This window comes from Paenibacillus sp. GYB003, from assembly GCF_036577625.1.
Lineage (GTDB): Bacteria > Bacillota > Bacilli > Paenibacillales > NBRC-103111 > Paenibacillus_AB.
Genome location: NZ_JARBDC010000058.1, coordinates 14,113 through 32,872, shown reverse-complemented (window position 1 = coordinate 32,872; position 18,760 = coordinate 14,113). Strand labels below are relative to the sequence as shown.

General features: G+C 59.1%; 9 protein-coding genes. 3 read left to right on the top strand and 6 right to left on the bottom strand.

The window, feature by feature from the left end; translation table 11 throughout:
* Nucleotides 1–26: 26 nt before the first annotated feature.
* The 3 genes from PV407_RS19140 to PV407_RS19130 all read left to right on the top strand — a co-directional run bounded on the left by PV407_RS19140 (nucleotide 27) and on the right by PV407_RS19130 (nucleotide 5,716).
* Nucleotides 27–1,364, top strand: a complete 1,338-nt coding sequence (locus PV407_RS19140) for an ABC transporter substrate-binding protein (protein ID WP_332091573.1) — start codon at nucleotides 27–29, stop codon at nucleotides 1,362–1,364.
* A gap of 205 nt (nucleotides 1,365–1,569) precedes the next feature.
* Nucleotides 1,570–3,078 (top strand): sigma-70 family RNA polymerase sigma factor, encoded by a 1,509-nt coding sequence (locus PV407_RS19135; protein WP_332091572.1) that lies wholly within the window; start codon nucleotides 1,570–1,572, stop codon nucleotides 3,076–3,078.
* 148 nt (nucleotides 3,079–3,226) lie between these two features.
* Nucleotides 3,227–5,716, top strand: coding sequence for a beta-propeller domain-containing protein (locus PV407_RS19130; protein ID WP_332091571.1), 2,490 nt, complete (start codon nucleotides 3,227–3,229; stop codon nucleotides 5,714–5,716).
* 340 nt (nucleotides 5,717–6,056) lie between these two features.
* Here the strand turns inward: PV407_RS19130 and PV407_RS19125 are convergent, their stop codons facing one another.
* The 6 genes from PV407_RS19125 to PV407_RS19100 form a co-directional block, all read right to left on the bottom strand.
* Nucleotides 6,057–6,770 (bottom strand): TerC family protein, encoded by a 714-nt coding sequence (locus tag PV407_RS19125; RefSeq protein WP_332091570.1) that lies wholly within the window; start codon nucleotides 6,768–6,770, stop codon nucleotides 6,057–6,059.
* Nucleotides 6,771–7,072: 302 nt separating this feature from the next.
* Nucleotides 7,073–12,028, bottom strand: coding sequence for an Ig-like domain-containing protein (locus PV407_RS19120; RefSeq protein ID WP_332091568.1), 4,956 nt, complete (start codon nucleotides 12,026–12,028; stop codon nucleotides 7,073–7,075).
* A gap of 640 nt (nucleotides 12,029–12,668) precedes the next feature.
* Nucleotides 12,669–14,255: an extracellular solute-binding protein gene (locus PV407_RS19115; RefSeq protein WP_332091567.1), complete on the bottom strand. Its 1,587-nt coding sequence runs from the start codon at nucleotides 14,253–14,255 to the stop codon at nucleotides 12,669–12,671.
* Nucleotides 14,256–14,339: 84 nt separating this feature from the next.
* Nucleotides 14,340–15,215, bottom strand: coding sequence for a carbohydrate ABC transporter permease (locus PV407_RS19110; protein WP_332091566.1), 876 nt, complete (start codon nucleotides 15,213–15,215; stop codon nucleotides 14,340–14,342).
* Between the two features lie 31 nt (nucleotides 15,216–15,246).
* Nucleotides 15,247–16,203, bottom strand: a complete 957-nt coding sequence (locus tag PV407_RS19105; protein WP_332091565.1) for an ABC transporter permease — start codon at nucleotides 16,201–16,203, stop codon at nucleotides 15,247–15,249.
* Nucleotides 16,204–16,409: 206 nt separating this feature from the next.
* On the bottom strand, nucleotides 16,410–18,737 hold the full coding sequence (locus PV407_RS19100) for a helix-turn-helix domain-containing protein (RefSeq protein WP_332091564.1): 2,328 nt from the start codon (nucleotides 18,735–18,737) through the stop codon (nucleotides 16,410–16,412).
* Between the last annotated feature and the right edge of the window lie 23 nt (nucleotides 18,738–18,760).

The window sequence follows — 18,760 nt, the reverse complement described above, 5'->3', positions numbered from 1 at the left end:
CGATAAATATAGGGGGATACCGGCAAATGAAACGAAACAGAAAGAAGCTCCTGCTCGCGGGAGCGATCGCATCCGTCCTGCTGGCAAGCGCCTGCGGCAATCCGTCCGCTCCCGAAGCGGACGGCCGGGCGGGAGGCAACAACGAAGCGAAGCCCGCGCCTGCGGCGAAGCCGATCGATCTCGTCTTTTACCAGCCGAGCGCGGACTGGGACGAAGAACGGTTCATGAAGGAATTCGGGGAGCCGATCAAGGCGAAGTTCCCGCACATTACGCCGAAATTCATCAAATATAACGGCAAAGCCGACCAGGTGACCGAGCTCGTCACGACCGGAACGCAGGTCGACATTATGTTCATGTCGGTCGGGCAAATTTACAACTTTTTGCTGAAATCGAAAATGGAGCGCGACCTTACGCCGCTCATCCAAAAAAGCGGCTTCGATCTGACCCGGTTCGAAGCGACGAGCGTCGATATTTTGAAGCAGATCGGGGGCGGCAAGCTGTACGGCATCCCGATGTACACGCTGCCTGCGACGATTTATTACAACAAAGACCTTTTCGACAAGTTCGGGGTCGCTTATCCGAAGGACGGCATGACGTGGGACGATACGTACGAGCTTTCCCGCAAGCTGACGCGTCAGGACGGCGGGGTGCAGTATTACGGCACCGTCATGTCCCCTTCCCATCTGGCGATGCGCAACCAATTGTCGCTGAACCTGATCGATCCGCAATCCGGCAAAGCGACGCTGAACAACGATGCGTGGAACAAATTCGTCGCGAACGTGTCCCGCTTCTATACGATTCCGGGCTACGACTGGACGAACGCGGACATGCAGGTCGGCAAGCAGCGCGACCTGTTCACGAAGGAAAAACGGGCGGCCATGTGGATGCCGGTCAGCACGATGCATACGGCCGCGGAGCTTCAAGGGATGAACTGGGACCTCGCCTCCTTTCCCGTGCTGAAGGAAGCGCCCGGAACCGGTCCGCAAGCGTATCCGTTCTACTTCTTCGTCACGGCGACGAGCAAAACGCCGGAAGAAGCGTTCGACGTGCTGGCGTATTTGTCCGGCGAAGCGTTCCATCTCGACAAGTCGAAAAAAGGCGTGTTCCTCAGCCTGCTGAAAAACGACGCCGTCCGCAAATCGTTCGGCCAACAGTCGGACATGTACAAGGGAAAAAATACGAAGGCGATGCTGCCGGAAACGTTCGCCGCCCCGTCGTACGTCAGCACGTATACGAGCACGGCCGCCGGCAAAATTTTCAGCGCGCTCGTCAACGTCACGACCGGCAAGCAGGATGTCAACACGGCGCTTCGCGAAGCCGAAGAGACGATGAATCAGACGATCGAAGCCGAAAAATCGAAATGATAACGCCCCGAAGTTCCTTTCCCCGGACGGGCGTGATATGATCGTACATTATACCGATCGTCGTTAGAAGGGCGAACCGGTCCGGCAGACGTAACCTTTTTCCGCCGAGACGGCACTTGTATTCGAACAAGGCGAAAGGAGGCGAAGGAACGTACCGCACTGGATCGAAGCGGCGCAGCGCGGGGATCGGCAGGCGTTCGAACGCGTGGTGAAGCGGTACGCCGCCATGGCTTATGCGGTGGCGTACGCGAAGCTGCGGGACGTCCATATGGCCGAGGACGCCGTACAGGAGGCGTTTACGGAAGCGTATCTCCATCTGCGCAAGCTGAAGGAGCCGGACGCGTTTCCCGGCTGGCTCAAAACGATCGTCGTGCGCCAATGCGCCCGTCTCGTCCGCGGGAAACGGCACCCGACGGTGCCGCTCGACGACATCGCGCAAGCTCCGGACGGACGGTCCGGCGTGGCCGAGCTGGTCGTCGAAAAGGAGATGCGCCGCCAGCTGTACGAATCGGTCGACGCGCTTCCCGCGAAAATGCGGGTCGCCGTTCAGCTGTTTTATTTCCACGGCTATTCGCTTGCGGACATTTCCGCCTGTCTCGATACCCCGGTCCCGGCTTTGAAAAAAAGGCTGTTCGACGCCCGCGGCAAGCTGAAGGGCGCGCTTCCGGTAGCCGATTTCGTTTCCGTGTTCCATCATCTGTACGAAGGAGGAACGAACGTGCTGCATATCGTAAACGGCGACTCCGTAGGGGATAAGCTGCGGCAGGGCGTCGTACAGGGCGACATTCTCGTCTGGAGGGAAATCTATCCCGACGGTCTGGTATTCGCCGAGCCGTCCGAGCCGGCGAACCGTACCGCCCGCGCGCGCTACTTGGAACAAACGATGGGCATTCCGAGCGAGGCGTTCGTCCGGATCAGCGAAACGCAGGAAAAGCAGCTGGCCGATTTCCGCAAGTACGACGAAATCGTGCTTTGGTTCGAGCACGACCTGTTCGACCAGACGATGCTTTGCTTCCTGCTCCGCTTCTTCTCGCGGCAGAAGCTCGGCCGGACGAAGCTGAGCCTGCTGTGCATCGGAGCGTTCCCGGGCTATCCGCTGTTCCGCGGCCTCGGTCAGCTGTCCGTCGGCGAGCTGGAAACGCTGCGCGGCACGTGGCAGGCGGTCGGGCCGAAGGAGCTGGAGCTCGGCGCCGCATTTTGGGAGGCGTACTGCTCCCCGGACCCGGAGGCGCTCATGCGGCTGCTCGACGGCGACACTAGCGCGCTGCCGTTCGCGCGGGATGCGTATCTGCTTCATTTATCCCGCTTCCCGTCCGTCCGGGACGGTCTCGGCATCGTGGAGCAAGCTACGCTCGAAGCGGTGCGGGGCGGGACGGACTCTCCCCACGCCCTGTTCAAGCAGGTCGGCGACCGGCTGCACGGGCTCGGCATGGGGGACCTCTCCTACTGGCATTGTTTGGCGAAAATGGCGCAAGGTCCGCATCCGCTGCTGCGCATCGAGGGGTTGACGGCATTCCCCTCCTTCCAAGATCCGGCACCGTCATTCCGGCAATGCCGGGTCGCGCTGACGGCATTCGCGGCAGACGTCCTGAACGGACGAGCGGATTGGATCGGCGCAGGCGGCATCGACGAATGGTTCGGCGGCGTTCATTTGCAGGGACATTCCGTCCCTTGGCGATGGGACGCGGCGCGAAGCCGGATCGTCCGGGTTTGATCCGGTCTTCCGCGAATCGTAAGCAACCGCACGGCGGCGGCCCGTGCGGTTTTTTTTGCGCGCATTCGCGGCGGCGCTGCAACAATTTACCAGCGGCGTTCGTTTAATGCGTATAACGGAACAACGAACAAGTTGGGAGGTATGCGCGTTGAACAAAAAAGTCGTTTTCGCCGCCGCTCTGCTGCTGACGTCGGTCGCGGCGGTTGCCGGCCTGTCTTCGGGCCGGTCCCCCGACATGCCGCTGCGGGCGGCCGCGGCGGCGCAGGAGCCGGAGCAGGGCGAGGACATCCGGATTGCGCTGTTCGGCCAGCCCTTTCCCGTCGAAAGGAGCCCCTTGCTCGTGGACGGCGTTACCTTGGTTCCCCTGCGCGGCATCGCGGAGGCGCTCGGGGCGGAAGTAAGCTGGGACGGAGACTCCCGCACGGCCGTCTTGCGCAAAGGCTCGTCCGAGATTCGTCTCGTCGTCGATTCGCCCGACGCCGTTAAAAACGGCCAGCCGATGCTTCTGGAGGCCGCTCCCCGCCTCGTCGGCGACTACGTCATGGTGCCGCTGCGATTTATCGGCGAATCGTTCGACACGGTCGTGACGTGGGACGGCTCCGCCCGCGTCGTCGCGATCGACCGTTTGCCGACGCTGCCCGTCGTCGGCAGCTTCGACAACTTGAAGACGCTGCTGGAGAAAGCCGGGCAGGCGCAGGGCGGGTTTGTCGTAGATGCGGGCTCGGCGGCAAGCTCGGTGCAGGTCACGACCAACGCCAAGTCGGCCCAGTCGGCCTCTTCGGCCCCCGCCGCCGAAAGTCCGAGCGCACCCGTCGCGACCAAGGAGAAGGCGGAAGCGGCCGCCGATTACTCCCGGACGATTACGCAGGTGGAGGGCGTCGACGAAGCCGATGTCGTCAAGACGGACGGCGACTATTTGTACCAGGTGAACAAGGAGCGGATCGTCATCGCCCAGGCGGCGCCGGCCGACCAAATGAAGATCGCGAGCGTCATCCGTTTCGACGGCTCCTCGTTCCGGCCGAACGAGCTTTACGTCGACGATCGCCGCTTGGTCGTGATCGGCACGACCGGCCGGTATGCGCAAGTCGAGCCCATGCCGATGCCGATGCCGGAGGCGTCTACCGGAGCTTCGGCAACGTCGCCGAAAAAAATCGTCATCGGCCCGTCGACGTCCGCCGTCAAAGCGATCGTCTACGACATCGCCGACAAAACGGCCCCGAAGCAGCTTCGCGAAGTCGAGCTGGACGGAAGCTACGTGACGTCGCGGAAAATCGGCTCCGCTCTGTATCTGATTACGAACAAGTATGCCGGGTACGCCTATACGGCGCAAAAGGACGGAGGCACAGCGGCCGACGAAGCGAACAAAAACGCCCCGTTTTACAAAGATTCGGCGGTTTCGGGCGAAACGATTCCGCTCGGCTACGACGTCATCCGCTATTTTCCGGAATCGCCGGAACGAAACTACATGCTCGTCGGCGGCCTCAACTTGGACCGCGCCGATCAGCCGATGGACGTATCCGCCTATCTCGGGTCCGGGCAGAACGTATATGCCTCCGGCGAACATTTGTACGCCGCGGTCGGCAAATCCAAGCCTTTGGACGTCCGGCCCGCCGAAAGCGCGGCCCCGGCCGAGCCCGGCTCCGACGCGATGAAGCGCAAAATCGCGCCGCCGAGCTACGAGACGACTACGGTCGTCTACAAGTTCCGGCTCGAGCAGGGGAAGACGAAATTCGTCGCCCAGGGCGAAGTGCCGGGAACGGCGCTCAACCAATTTTCGATGGATGAGCATAACGGCATTTTCCGCATCGCCACGACGAAGGGCGACATGTGGCGAACGGACGAGAATACGTCCAAAAACAACGTATATACGCTGGACGAGGCGTTGAAGCCGCTGGGCAAGCTGGAAGGAATCGCCCCCGGGGAACGGATTTATTCGGTCCGGTTTATGGGCAGCCGCGCTTACATGGTCACCTTTAAAAACACCGACCCGCTGTTCGCGATCGACCTGTCGAATCCGGCTTCGCCGGCCGTGCTCGGCGCGCTGAAAATACCGGGCTACAGCGACTATTTGCACCCGTACGACGAAACCCATCTGATCGGCTTCGGCAAGGAAACGACGGAAGTGCCGCTCAAGGGCGACCCGTACGACCCGAACCGGACCGTCGCTTACTATCAAGGCATGAAGCTGTCGCTGTTCGACGTATCCGACGTGACGAAGCCGGTCGAGATGTTCAAGGAAATCATCGGCGACCGCGGCACCGAGTCCGAGCTGCTGCGCAATCATAAGGCGCTGCTCTTCTCCAAGGAACGCAACCTGCTCGCGTTTCCGGTCACCGTCATGGAAATTCCGAACAAAACGGCCGCCGGCGCGGGCAACGCGACCGCATACGGCCAGTTCAAGTTCCAGGGAGCGTACGTGTACCGGCTCGACTTGACGAACGGCTTCCAGCTGAAAGCCCCGATCACCCACCTGACCAAGGAGGATCTGCTGAAGTCCGGCAGCCGCCCGTACGACAGCGACCGCCATGTGGAGCGGATTTTGTACGTCGGAGATACGCTGTATACGTTGTCCAATGGGCTGATCAAAGCGAACGACTTGACGACGCTTCAAGAAAAAGGCAGCCTGGCGATCCGGTAGAGCCGGTTGCCGCCGCTGTCCCAGATACCGACCGAAAGCCGGGCGATCGCCGCCCGGCTTTTTTGCTGCTTGATCGTTTGCGTCCGCATCGCCTCATGAAGGAAAACGAACGTTTGTTAGTTTCATTGGGCAAGGCTGGCACGGTATCGTCGTTAAAGCGTCCCACCTCTTGAAAACAAAATACGCTAACACTCGTTAGTTTCAAATCAAGGCGCTGCAACCGCTTATTTGCGAACCCAAACGTCCCGCCCTATCGTCAACCTCCCCTTCCAAACAAAAAGAGCCGCCCGGATCGGCGAATGATTCGCTTTCCGGACAGCCCCTTGCCGCGAAGCCGCGCTTACGACGCCTTGAACGGCTCGCGCTCGCCTTCGTTTGCCGTTTCGGCTTTGTTCGCTTTCGCCTTCTTGATCATCAAGCCGACAAGAAGCACCGCGATGACGACAACGGCGACGATCGTCCATTTCAGCACGCCTTCCCCGACCCATGCTTTGACGAACTTCTCGTCGACGATCATTTTGCCTGCCGTCAAGGCGAGGACGGCCGCTCCGATATACATCGTGACGGGGAATTTCTCGATCAGCTTCAGCACGAGCGTGCTCCCCCATACCATCACCGGCACGCTGATCGCGAGCCCGACGACGACGAGCGCGAAGCTGCCGTGCGCAGCCCCGGCCACGGCCAAAATGTTGTCGATGCCCATGACGGCGTCGGCGATGACGATCGTCCGGATCGCCGCCCCGAGCGTCGAGCCCGCCTTGACGTTGTCATGACTTTTTTCCTCGGTCAGCAGCTTGAGCGCAATCCATACGAGGAACAGCCCGCCGACGAGCAGCAGCCCCGGAATCTCCAGCAGCCATACGACCGCGAGCGTCGCTACCGCCCTTATGACGACGGCTCCCACCGTCCCCCATATGACGGCTTTCTTCTGCTGCTCTTTCGGCAAATTGCGCGCCGCCATGCCGATGACGATGGCGTTGTCGCCGGCCAGCACGAGGTCGATGACGATGATCATCAGCAGCGCCGACAGCATTTCCCCGGTAAACCACTCCATCCCAGTCCCCTCCTTCTCATTGTCGGATAAGCGCCGTTTCGGTTAGGATGCGTAGCGATCCCCGTTTCCAAACACAAAAACGACCCTTACCCGGGCGGTAAAGGCCGTTTGCACACAAACGGAAAGACCTTTACCTGTGCGGCAAAGGTCTTGCTAACAACGTCAGCCGTTGCCAACAAAGCCGGGGACGTGCGGTCCCGTAATGACGACTTTGCTGTAGTAGCTACTCCCCTTTGATTCGATTGCTTTTATTGTAATGGAAAAGAGGCGGAGCAGTCAAGCACCGTGTCAAGGATGAGCCGTCAAAATGAAAGCGCCCGGTCCTCATCGTCGTCAAGATCGCGGTCATTTTCCGAACCTCTCGAAGGTCCGTTGACTTTCACTTCGCATTCCGCAGCATAGCCGCCGTCCAACGTACGCACGGTAATGACGGTATGTCCTTTGCCGACTGCGGTCACCCGCCCGTTCTCGTCAACGGTCGCCACTCCCGGATTGCCGCTGATCCATTCCAGCCGCCGATTCGTCGCATCGTCCGGGGCGACGGCCGCCGTCAGCACCGCCTGCGGCCTAACGATCGTATGCAGCTTCAGGCTGCTCTCGCTCAAGCTCACTCCGGTGACCGGCTTCGGGCCGTAGATGCCCGTTTCCAGGTAACTGTTCCAGCCGCTTTGCGAGTTGCCGTGCCCTTGGATGCGGACGTATTTGGCCATGCTTTCGGGGAATACGAACGTTTCGTGACCGGACGACTTTCCGGAGCTTCGCCCGCTGAACACGGTCGTCCAGGCTGCGCCGTCCGCCGAAAGCTGGATATCGAAATACGAGTATCGCAGATCGCCCTGATAGAACGCGATGGAAACGCCATTCACCCGTTTCGCTTCGCCGAGATCATACCGGATCCACTGCTCCCCTTCGGCAGACCAGCGCGTATTCCAATCGTCGTCCAGCGTGTTGGCCGGAACGTTCGGATCCTGGGCATCGCTCGCGGCGACGCCGATTGGGGCATAGGTCACCAAGCCGGACGGTTTACCGAAAATCGGCGGCAAATAGAAACGGATGTAGTAGTTGAGCTTCGCCCCCCCGTCGAGTGCCGCTTCCACTTTCGCCGTACCGGTGACGAGATCCGCCTGAACGACGTGCATCCGGACATCGGGATCGTTCGAGAAGGCTTCCACATGCGGAATGCGATCCGTTCCGGCCGGCAGTTCCACCTCATAATGGAAGCGCATCGGGTCGAACTCGTTCAGGGAAAGCCCGTTCACCCGAATTCCGTCAAGAACCGGGGCCCGGTAGGCGTTCAGCGACCACTCCTGCAAAGGCCTCGGCGCCGGCGGGGAATCGGGAAGCGATTCGCCGGGCATAAGCGGCACCATCCAGACGGCGATCGTCTCGTTGACCGCATCGTTCAAGTGGAGCGCCAGCTTCTTGTAGCCGCCGTTGGCGGTCTGGGTCGGATTCGGCGAAGTCGGCAGCGGCGCCGCATCCATGACGGCAAACCGCGCATCGGCTGCCGAGACGAGCTGCACCCATAACCGTTTGTCGCCTTGCTTCAGAAGCGCCGATTTGCCGTCCTGCGCGATGTCGACCTGCGCCTGCGCCGAAATATGCATGAACCACCAAATGTCGGATGGCTGCCTTGCGCGAATTTCATCCTGCAGAAGCACTTCCTTCCGCATATTGTACATCATCATCCCGCGTTTGACGGACAACGCGTCTTTGCGGTAAGCCGCCGTCAGATCGGCGATCGCGAGCGCCCCCTGCTCGTTCGTTTCGAATCGCTCCATCGCCGTCTTCGCATTCGGAGGCTGATCCGGCCCCGTTCCCGGATTGATGACGAGCGTATTGTGCCCTTCGGCGCGCAGCCTGTAATAATCCCAGCGGTACGCGCTGCCGAGCTGGTACGTGTAATTGTCGGAGCCGAGGTCGTTCGCCCAACGCACGCCGAGCGCGTCGTAAACGAAAGACCCGAGATCGAGATGGCTGTGGTTCGCGGCGTTGTCTCCCGCTTTGAACCCGATATAGCTCGCGTTCGGATCCGTCCAGTCGCTGCGCATGTTCACTTCTTCCACATGCCGGTAATAGGCGTCGAGGGAGGCGGGCTTCACCGGATTCGCATATAAATCCGGGCGGTACCGCAGCAGGTCGAACACCCCTCCGCTGTTCACGTTGTACGTCCGGTGATACCAGATGTATTCCGGATTGTTGAAGCGCTTTGCAAACCATAGGGCGAGATTCGAACGAATATTGCCGGACCCCGCGTCGGCGAAATTGAAAGTGCCCTTCGGTCCGTTAAAATGCATCAAATGGCCGAACGTCTCGGAAATGCCCGTCATGTCGGACAGGCCGTAGTCCGTGCCGAGCGCGGAGAATAGCGAGTCGAACAAATATACCGCGTACAGCGTTCCGTACTCCCAATAGCCGGGACCTTCCGGCCATCCGCCGTCCGGAGCGTATTCCGCCAGCATGGTGGGCAGCGACTTCAAGGCGCTCTCCAAAATTTCGCCCGCGAGGTTTTCCAGCTCCGGGCTTTCGTCGCCGATCGCCAAGGCGCCCAGTCCGATTCCGCCGTTCACAACCGAGTTCCAGTTATGCTTGGCGATCGACCACCAGGTCGGGTTGCGATATTCGCCGAGCGCCTGCTTCAGCCCCTTTTCCACGATCGCCGTGCGGATGACGGCTTTCCGCTCGGGCGTCCAATAGGAATAGAGCCAGTCATAGCCGATGGCGAAAGCATTGGTCATTTCGGCGGTATCGAGAAAATGGCGCGGGTTCCAGTCCGGAAAATTCGCCGCGGCCTCAAGCTCCTGCCAGGCCCGCTCCGCATATTTCGCGTCCCCGCTCAATTGATATTGCATCGCGAGCGTCTGGACGCGCCCGAGCACTTGACGGGACGTGGCCAACAGCCGCAAGCCGTCCGGAATCTCATACCTCGACACCGGCTCCGTCAATAGTTTGTCGGCGCTCGCCGTCACGTTGCCGTACCATTTCGCCATGTTGGCATCGGTCGCAATAAGCTGCCGCATGCGGGTCACATCGTCAGCCTTCATCATCAGCCGCGGATGCTGCCCGAGCGACTGCTCCTTCAATCGGGCGATCAGATCGCCGCGGGTCGGCACGACATACAGGTTCACGCCGGCAAGCGCTTCCCCTCCGTTTCCGTCCCGTACCGCAACCCGGAACGAATCCGCCCCGATGTAGTTCGCTGCCGGCACGTAGGTCCACGAACCGTACGCGTCCATCGTCACCGAACCGTGCGCGGGCTGCGACAGCAGCACATACCGCAACGCGTCGCCGTCCGGATCGGACGCCGTCATTTTGGCGGAAAGAGACTGATTTTTCACCGTCTGCTTCTGCATGTCCTGCGCAACCGGCGGATGGTTGACATGCAGCACTTCGATCGTAACTGTCGCGGAGGCGATGCCCCCTCGTCCGTTGGTCACGATGGCCGCGAACCGGTCGATTCCGGAGTAGTAGTCGTTCGGAACATACGTCCACGCACCCGAGCCGTCCAGCTGCAGCGCCCCGTTTGCCGGCGCATCGAGAACTTCGTACGTTAATCGGTTGCCGCTGCCGTCGCGCTCGGCCATCGTCCCGCTTACCGGCGTATCTCCGGGAGTTTGCGCCGTATAGTGGCTGTCGGGCAAGTCGGAACCTCCGTCGCCGACAGCGGCGACGAAGGTCGCCTTCGGACTTCCGTCCGCCGACTGCGCGGTAATGCGGGCCGTGCCCAAGCCGACCCCCGTGACGGTTCCGTACGTGACCGTCGCCACAGTCGGATCGGAGGAATGCCAGATCAGCTCCTTGTTCGTCGCGTTATCCGGCAAAACGGTCGCCTGCAGGTTGATCCGATCGCCGACGTTCAACGCCCCGGTTCTGCGGTCCAGAATCACTTCCTTCACCGGGACGACTTCGACGACCCGGACATCGTCAAACCAGGCCGTCCCCGTCGTCTCCCAGACGAAGTTTTCGAACAGCATGCGGACGGACCTCGCCGGCACTTGAATTCTTTGCTTCACCAGCGTCCAATCCTGCGTGCCTTTAACCGATCCGAAACGGATGTGCTGGTTCAAATTGACGTTCGCCGCGTCGAGAAATTGCAGCCGAAAGGTCGCATCCGCCGTCATTTGTTCCGTCTTCACCCAAGCGCTGACGTCATAGTAGCGATTTTCCCCGACCGACAGGGCGCGGCTGACGGAGGCGCGGGTGAACGGCGCATCGGCGCGTATTTTCAAGGATGCCGAGCCTTCGCGGCGAATGTTCGTATCGACCGTGACCACTGCGCTGCCGGTGAACGTACCGGTGCCCCAACCGTCCGCGCGCCGATCGGTCCAACCGCTGCCCGTTCCCGGCGTGTACGACTCGAAGCCGCCGTTCGCGATCAGGTTCGTCCCCGGAACGGCGCTCACCGTCACGGTGCAGGACGCTTTCGGGCCGTCCGCCGACTGGGCGGTCACGGTTGCCGTACCGATGCCGACCCCCGTTACCGTTCCGCCCGCAACTGTTGCCACATTCGGGTTGGAAGACGACCAGGTCAAATCCGGTACGGTCGCATGGGCGGGCTGAACCGTCGTCGGCATGTACACTTGCTGCCCGACCGTAAGCCCGCTCGTTCGGCAATCCGCTGCGACGCCCGTTACGGGAACGTAGCTGCCGATTTCGGAAAGCCGCACGTCGTCGAACCAGGCGGTACCGGTCGCATTCCATATAAACAGCTCGATCAGGACCCGAGTAGCGCCCGCCGGAGCCTGAAACACTTTGCGGACATGCGTCCAATCCTGCGTCCCTTTGATGGAGCCGAACGTGATGTGGCGGTTCAAATTCACGTTGCTTGCATCGTAAAATTGGAGACGGAACGTCGCCCCCAATTCGCCCGAAACGAGGTTCGCCGTCTTCACCCACGCCCCGATGTCGTAGTAGCCGCCTCCTCTGATCGGGACGGCGCGGCCGACCGCCGCGCGGGTCGGAACTTCCGCTTGGAAGGAGAGCGAAGCCGTTCCTTCGTGATATACGCTCCGGTCCACGCTCATCTTGGCTGATCCGGAAAACGTGGTAGTCGACCAGCCGTCCGCCGCCAAACCGGTCCATCCCCCTCCCGACGCGGGAGAAACCATTTCGAAACCTCCGTTCGGCGCCAAATTCGCCGCTTCCGCATGCGAGACGCCCGCGGAAACAAAAGGAAACGGCAACAAACAGCCCCATGTCAAAACGATTACGAGAATGCGTATCATGTTGTTCATCCAATAGCGCCCATAACGGTTCATGAATGACCACTCTCCCATCACGCATTTTTGTTGCGGTTCGAACCATGCGGGAAAGGACCGGGTTGTCCCGGCCGATTCCACAATAGGTTCAGGCGGCCCGAGATCGTCGCTGACATAAGGAAACTTCCGCTAAAATCGCCTCCCGAACGCTCATGAATTGCCCTCGTTCCTATCGGCCGACGATTGCGAATCAGACCATTTCATCGACTCCCTTCCCTGCGAATTGGATGCGTTTTCAATAGTACTTGGCGATTATAGCACAGTCCCGCTTGCACTTCGTTACGATAATATTGCACTTTCTTTTTTTTCTTTTGAAAGCAAATGCTGTTATTTTCTTACTTTCGAATCCGCAATCGCTCCGCCTCACCCCATTCCCTCGGTCATACGGCTTACGAACCGTGCAATCGTTATCGGAGCTGAATGCGGGGGATTCGATTTGTTTACGAACTCCCGTATCGCTATTGCCGGCAAACCGGATCGTTTTCTTCCATTTTTGGGCTGGATAGCGATATCCGGATTCGTTAGCCTGAAAAACGACCGTTTTTTCCGCCGATAAGCATACTACGATTCGTTCCGTCGACAACAAACTAAAAGAAGACCGGACGAGGCCGGTCTTCTTCATATTTTCCCTAGTACCGTCTTACTTCCACTGAGGTCCGGTGAAGCCGGATTCTTTCAGGGCGTCGTTCACTTCTTTGATCACTTGCGCGCCGCCCTTATCCATCCATTCTTTCACCATTTTGTCCCAGTCGGAAATCGGTTTTTCGCCGAAAATCATTTTCGTTTGCTCGGTGTACAGGAATTTGCTCAGCTCGGAATCTTTCGTCGCTCTCGTTTCGGAGAAGACAGCGTTGACCGGGTTGACGTAATGCTTCAAGTTTTTGTGCATCGCTTCGAATTGGGCGGCCACGTCGCGCAGCAGCGGCACCGTATATTCTTTGGAATAGCCGTTCGCGTCGTCGCTCGGCGCCCACATGCGGCTGTCAGGCAAATAGTTCATCGGAGCCATGCCTTTTTCTTCAAGTTCGCGCTGCACCGAACCGTTTACGATTTTGTAGCCTTGGTTTTCGAGCCCGTTCAGCCAGTCGAAATCTTTGTTGCCGGCGTTGCGCTGCTCGAGCGGATAAAACTTCCGGCCGAAGTCGATCATTTCCATGATCCGTTTCACTTTGTCCGGATCGTCCTTCAGCTTGGCGCTCAGCATAACGAGACCGTAGTAGCCCGAGGAGGACGTAAAGCCTTGGCTGCCGTCCGGAGCTTTGAACGCCGGAATCGGCGCCAGCTTGGCGTTCGGATTCACGTCGACGAGCCCCTGCATCCAGGACGGGTTCATGCCGCGCGGCGTACCGATGAAAATGCCCGCTTTGCCCGCGTAAAACTCTTTCGTATTGACGTTGCTCCAGTTCGTGAGCGCGAAGTCTTTCGTGATGGCGCCTTCCTTGTACAAGTCGGCGAGCCATTGCACGTGATCTTTGCGGGCGTTCGAGATGAAGCCCGGGATGAGCTGGCCTTGCTCGTTTTTATGATACCAGGCGTTGAGATCCCAATACGTGCCCATCGCGTACTGCGGGTTGATGTTTTCCGCCATGGCGAGACCGTACGTGTCGGCTTTGCCGTTGCCGTCCGGGTCGTTTTTCGTGAAGGCGATCGCCACTTGCTTCAGCTCTTCGTACGTCGTCGGCATTTTCAGGCCGAGCTTGTCGAGCCAGTCGGTGCGGATCATCGGCGTCAGGTCGTAGTTTTCGGTCAAATATTTTTGGATCGCGTACGTTTTGCCGCCGACCATGACCGCCTTGCGCACGTTTTCCGGAATGAGCTTGAACGATTCGTACTTGCTCATGTATTCGTCAAGCGGCAGGAACGCCCCTTGCTTCGCCCACTTGTAGAAGTTCGCGTCCGGCGCTTCGAGAATGATGATATCCGGAATGTCGCCCGACGCGACGACGGCGCTCAGCTTCTGCGTATAATCGGAGCGGACGACGTATTGCGGCTTGAAGTCCACGTTGAACTTCTCGTTGATCATTTGAATGCCTTTGCCGTCCGAAGGAGGCAGCGCCCCGTAGCGGTAATCGATCATCGTGATCGTATGTTTTTTCGCCGAATTCGATTGACCGCCGCTCGCAGCGCCGTCCGCCGGCTTCTCCTCTTGTTTCGCCGAACCGCACGCCGCGGCCGTAGCCGACAACGCTACGACAAGACCGGCCGCCAGCAGTTTCTTCATAGCCATTTGGTCAGATCCCCTCTCGCTTCAGTTAAATAAGTCGCTTGCAGTCGTACGAATACGTTTCCCCTGCTTATCTTACGCATCAGCTTACCCTTTCACCGAGCCGAGCATCACCCCCTTGGCGAAATGCTTTTGCAGAAACGGGTACACGATCAAAATCGGCACCGTGGCGACGATGATCGCGGCCATCTGGATCGTTTCCGCCGGCGGCGCGTTTTCGAGCAAAATTTGTCCGTTCGCCAGCGAGTTTTGCGCTTCGTTGACGACGACGATTTGCCGCAAAATCGTTTGGATCGGCCACCATTTCTGATCGTTCATGTACAAAATGGCGCTGAAGTAGTTGTTCCAGTGCATCACCGCGTAAAACAGGCCGAACGCGGCCAGAGACGGCTTGGACAACGGCAAAATGATTTTCCAGAACGACTGGAGATCGTTCGCTCCGTCGATCGTCGCCGCCTCGTGCAGCTCGCTCGGAATGCTTTGGAAAAACTGCCGCATGACGATCAGGTTGAACGGCGCGATCGCCACGGGCAAGATCATCGCCCAAATCGTGTTCATCAGCCCGGTCTCTTTGACGACCAGGTAAGTCGGAATCATGCCCGCATTGAACAGCATCGTAAACAGAACGAGAAACGTTACGGGCCTTTGGCCGAAGACGGGCCGCGACAGCGTGTATGCGAACGACGACGTAAACGCCAGGTTGACGAACGTGCCGATGACCGTAATGAGCGCGGTCACCCACAGCGAGCGCAAAAACGATTTCGACGCGAAAATGTATTGGTAGGCGTCCAGTACCCATTCCTTCGGAATGAGCATAAAGTCGCTTTGCATGTAATCTTTGTAGGACGAGAACGATACGGCGATTACGTACAGAAACGGAAACAGCATGAGCGCCGCGATGACCGCCAGCAACGTATAGTTGAACACGTCGAGGACGCGGCTCGATAACGATTTGTCTTTCATGGTTGCAGGTGCAGCCCCTTTCCTTCCGGCGTCAATAGACGCCGTCCTCGCCGAATTTTTTGGCCAGCCGGTTCGCCGACATGACAAGCACGAGCCCGACGAACCCTTTAAACAAGCCGACGGCGGTGGCGAAGCTGTAGTCGGATTGCTCGATGCCTTTGTAGAAAACGAACGTATCGAGCACGTTTTGCGTATCCTCGTTGAACGGGTTCAGCATGAGGAACACCTGCTCGAAGCCGCTGTCCATAACGGTACCGAGCCGCAAAATGAGCATGATGACGATCGTCGACCGGATCGCCGGCAGCGTAATGTGCCAAATTTGGCGCAAGCGGCTTGCGCCGTCCACGACCGCCGCCTCGTACAAGCTCGGATTGACGCCGGCGAGCGCCGCGAGGAAGATGATCGTGCCCCAGCCCGCTTCCTTCCAAATGACCTGCGTAACGATCATCGGCTTGAAAAACGACGGATCGGTCAGGAACGGAATCGATTGCCAGCCGAACGTCTCGCGCAAAAAGACGTTGACGAGCCCTTCGCCGCGGAAAAAGATGATCCAGATGCCGACGACGACGACCCACGACAAAAAGTGCGGCAAGTAAATGATCGACTGCACGAGGCGCTTGTACACCTGGTTGCGAATCTCGTTCAGCATGAGCGCCAGCACGATCGGCATCGGAAACGCGAACACGATTTGCAAAAACGACATGTACAGCGTGTTCCACAGCACGCGCAGCACTTCGCTGTCCGAGAAAATGCGCTTGAAATGCGCCATGCCGACGAAATCGCTGCCGAAAATGCCCTGAAACGGGTTAAAATCGATAAAGGCCAAGTAAAGGCCGAACATCGGGGCATACTTATAAACGAGAAAATAGGCGAGCCCCGGCAGGCCCAGCAGCAGCAAATAGCGGTCTTTCCAAATGCGGGTCCTCGTCCGCGACCATGCCGAAGGGCCCGATCCGGTCGGCGGCGACACCGCTGAGTGCGTTTTCATCTGGTTGTTTCGTCCCCTTTCGCGAGTCCCATCTGTGCCTGTCCATGTCCGTAGCATACCCGCACCCGGTTTTTAAGCGCAATTATCAGTTGCGGGGACGCAAAAGATAAACAAAACGCATCGAAAGATAAAGATTTTGTTAAGAAAAAAGACGCTCCGAAGCGAAGCGTCAACGTTTCTTTCATCCTTTTTTCGGTTCTGTCCTCCTACGCGTCGGAGGATGCATGCTCCGCCTCGGCCGGCTCGGCATCCCGGTACCGTTTCCGGTATTGGCCCGGCGGAACTTCGACGATTTGCTTGAAAATGCGCGTGAAATTTTGCACGGACGTGTAGCAAAGCTTTTCCGAAATGTCTTTGATCGGCATATCGGTATGGACGAGAAACTCTTTCGCTTTCTCCATCCGGTATTCGATCAAGTAGTCGCCGAAATGAATCCCGGTCTCCTCCTTGAACAGGCGGCTGAGCTGGGACGGCGACAGGTCGAACCGGTCGGCGACGTGCTGCAGCGACAAATCGGTGTCGTACCGCTCGTGGATGTAAGCGAGTACCTGCCGAATCGTCGTTTTCTGCTTCGACATCCGCAGGCTGCCCATATGGCCCGCGACGGACGGGAAGATGACGTCCGTCAGCCACGAGGTTACCTCGTTCAGGCTCGTTTTGGCGTACAGCTCCTTATACGGATCGTCGGGGAAAAACGCTTTCGGATCGAGCCCGATGTCCTGCAGCAGCATGTCCAGCTCGCCGATCAAATAGGCGAACAGCCCGAGCACCGTCTCGGAGTTTTGCACATATTGCGGCACGTCCCGCACGAGCTCCCGGAGCTCGGCCGCCGCTCCTTCCAGATCGCCCTGGGTAATGTTCGAGACGATCTTTTTTTGCCGTCTGACGATCGCGAGGCGGGACTGCTGAACGGCCGGCTTCAAATCGGCCGGCGTGATGAACTGGTTATGGCCGAGCAGCAGCCGGTAGCTGAGCAGCTCGAGCGACTGCTGGTACGACTCGGCGATGCTGCGGTATTCCTTGCCCGGCCGGCTGAGCGCGACGGTTACGGTAAACGGGAAGTATTGTCTCACTTTGTCGTTGATCTGGGCGGCCAGCTCCGTCACCTTGCGCTCGATCGCCTCGTCCGCCCGGTCCGCGCCGAGAACGATCGCGACCTGGCCGGGAAGCGGCGACGCCGTCACGCACGATAATTCCGGCTCCTGCTCGCACAGCTCCTCGCACATTTTGCGAAGGGCGTAAAAGAGCAGCGACCGGTCGTTGTCCTTGTACCTTTCGCGGAAACGGCCGAACTCGTCGAGATCGACGAGGCAGACGAAAAACCAGTTCCCCTTCAGCGGGAAGCCGTAATGCTCCGTTTTCTCGCGAATGTCGCGGTCGTCCATCTCGCCGCGCAGCAGCTGCTGATATACCGTTTCCTTCATATAAGGAAGCTGCTCGTCGAGCCGGTGCTGCAGCCGGTCGTTCGTCAGCGCCATATGATGGATGTACGAATCGAGCGCCTCCAAGCCGTCGCGGCCGTTCGGCGCGCCGCGTCCTTCGCCGGAAAATTTGCTCGCCAGCCGCTGGATCGGATTGTACAGCCGGTTCGTGCCGAACAAAGCGATGCCGATCCAGATCGCCAGCAGCGCGGCGGCGAACGACCACGTTACCGTTTCGATCCGCCTCGCTTTGCCGGTCAGCAAGGAGCTCTCGGTCAGCGCCAAATAAGTCCAGTCGTTGAACGCCGACCGCTCCATCGACACTTGGTACGAAACGCCGTCCAGCTCGACCTCGTTCGCCGAAGACGGATCGGTCCAATACCGGTACAGCCCGGATGCATTGATGCGCGTGCCGATTTCCGCCGGATCGTGGCTCGCCACGACCGTGCCTTTGTCGTCCATGACGAGCAGCTTCCGCCCGTCGCCGAGACGGACGCTCTGCACGAACGAGCTGAGCTGGCCGGACGGAACGTGCAGCATGACGAAGCCGTCGGCTTTGTCGGTGACGAACAGCGGCACGGACCGGATGACGAGCAGCTCGTCCTGATTCGGGTACGTCCGGGGCGCTATGACGACGGGGCCGGTATATTTCGCGTTCAATTGGCGGGCGATTTCCGCGTAGACGAAGTCGTTTTGGCTCATCAGGCCGTCGCGGTTCGAATAGACTTGCCCGTAGTTGCCGTACAGGATCGAGATGTGGAACGGAATGTCGGAAAAGTTGCGCTGCCGCTGCAGCAGGTCGATCATGTCGAGCGTCGTATCCAAATGCTGCATCGAGGCCCCCAGCTGGACCGATTTCTCGATGATCGAATTGTTCGCCAGATCGATCGAAGCTTTATCGAGCGCTTGCAGGAAATGATCGACCTGCAGCTGGATTTGCCGCAAAATGATTTGATGATTGTGATCGACTTCCTCCTGCACCATCCGGGAGGCGATGACGGAAGAAACGGCGCCCAGCAGCAGCACGGGCGCAATGCACAATAGGAGCGAGTATAGGTACAGCTTCCGTTTGAACGTCGTTTTTTGAAACAGCCGCGCAAGCTTGGTCGCCACCTTCCCCACCCCCTTATGTAAAT

What these genes read in the sequence shown, in the direction of transcription:
- PV407_RS19140 (WP_332091573.1), top strand. Translation starts at nt 27, where the DNA reads ATGAAACGAAACAGAAAGAAGCTCCTGCTCGCGGGAGCGATCGCATCC.
- PV407_RS19125 (WP_332091570.1), bottom strand. Translation starts at nt 6,770, where the DNA reads ATGGAGTGGTTTACCGGGGAAATGCTGTCGGCGCTGCTGATGATCATC.
- PV407_RS19120 (WP_332091568.1), bottom strand. Translation starts at nt 12,028, where the DNA reads ATGAACCGTTATGGGCGCTATTGGATGAACAACATGATACGCATTCTC.
- PV407_RS19115 (WP_332091567.1), bottom strand. Translation starts at nt 14,255, where the DNA reads ATGGCTATGAAGAAACTGCTGGCGGCCGGTCTTGTCGTAGCGTTGTCG.
- PV407_RS19110 (WP_332091566.1), bottom strand. Translation starts at nt 15,215, where the DNA reads ATGAAAGACAAATCGTTATCGAGCCGCGTCCTCGACGTGTTCAACTAT.
- PV407_RS19105 (WP_332091565.1), bottom strand. Translation starts at nt 16,203, where the DNA reads ATGAAAACGCACTCAGCGGTGTCGCCGCCGACCGGATCGGGCCCTTCG.